General features: G+C 60.2%; 1 protein-coding gene. It reads right to left on the bottom strand.

Features of this window, described 5'->3' with window-relative positions; translation table 11 throughout:
- Positions 1 to 235: 235 nt before the first annotated feature.
- Positions 236 to 1,377: IS91-like element ISCR2 family transposase (locus tag VF685_RS14015; protein ID WP_440203681.1), on the bottom strand; the 1,142-nt coding region annotated here is incomplete at its 5' end.

Raw genomic sequence — 1,377 nt, 5'->3', positions numbered from 1 at the left:
ACGTATAGGAAGAATAAACGCCCTTTTCACCCAAGTCCAACAGCTTTGGACCGCAGTTGACTCTTTCGACACCCCTGCGATGCAACCCAATCCGGCTGACGGGGAGCCAGCAACGCTGAAAATTTACCCTCCTCTTTCCCACTAGCGGCTCCTTTTCCGACAACCAGCACGGCGGATCCCTGCCGCGGCGCTGTGAACGCAGCATTTTGATTGGTATCGTTGGCCTTCAGGCTCGTCAGTCAAACAGACCCAGGAGCAGCTCAGCCGGTGGCGCCCGGCTTTCGGGTAACGCCCTGGTCCCGCTGGTTTCGGCTTTGTGCTTCAGGTGATCAAGGATCTGCTTGATCACTATAGGGTCTTCAATGCAGGCGATGACTTTCATGGCGCCGCCGCAGCCGCTGCAGGTCTCGATGTCGATATTGAAAACACGCTTGAGCCGTTGCGCCCATGTCATCGACGCTCGCCGTTGTGCTGGTGTTGCCGGTTCATCAGCCACCCTGACCTTGTTGCCCCTGCCCCGTTTTGCCGGCGTGACCAACGCCCGGTGCCGACTGTTGGGTGCGAACACCCCGTGGAAGCGGGTTAGGTTGACTCTGGGCTTCGGTACCAGGGCGGCCAGCCTTGCAATGAAATCCAATGGTTCGAAAATGACGTGCGTGGTGCCGTCCCGGTACGGCGTCTTGAGCTGGTAGCGCACGTTGCCGCCTCGTGTTAACGACAGCCGCTTCTCGGATACCGCCGGGCGGCTGATGTACCGGCACAGCCGTTCGAGCTTCTTGCGTTCATCGGCCCTGGCCGCCACGCCGGCGTGCAGGCTGAACCCGGCTACCTTGCCAATCCCGTCACCGAACGGATCACCACTGGTCGGCAGAGTTTGCAAAGTGAACACCTTTCGCCCCGCCTGTGAACCGACAGCGATACGGTAAGTGATCGAGTGCCCCAGCAGGGGTGTCATCGGGTCGTCATCCACCGCATCCGAGGCCAGATAGCTGTTTTCGACATCCCGTTCCAGCAGGCCTTGCCGTTCCAGATAGCGACCCACCCGGTGGGCGATGGTGTGCGTCAGCTGGGTGAGCTCTGGGCTGGTCGGCGCCTTGACCCAGCGGAAACGCGCTGAGCCGTGGGATTGCTCGACATACACACCGTCGAGAAACAGCATGTGGAAGTGAACATTCAGATTGAGCGCCGATCCAAAACGCTGGATCAGGGTGACCGCGCCCGTCTTGGCCACTTGGTGGGTATGGCCCGCTTTCTTGACCAGGTGCGTGGCAATGACGCGGTAAACGATGCCCAGCACCCACCCCATGATCTCGGGCCGGCTGGCAAACAGGAAACGCAGCTGAAACGGGAAGCTCAACACCCACTGACGCATGGGTT

The sequence above is a fragment of the Acinetobacter sp. Brlt_5 genome (genome assembly GCF_051949055.1).
Taxonomy (GTDB): Bacteria; Pseudomonadota; Gammaproteobacteria; order Pseudomonadales; family Moraxellaceae; genus Acinetobacter; species Acinetobacter indicus.
This window is presented reverse-complemented; position numbering and strand designations above follow the sequence as displayed.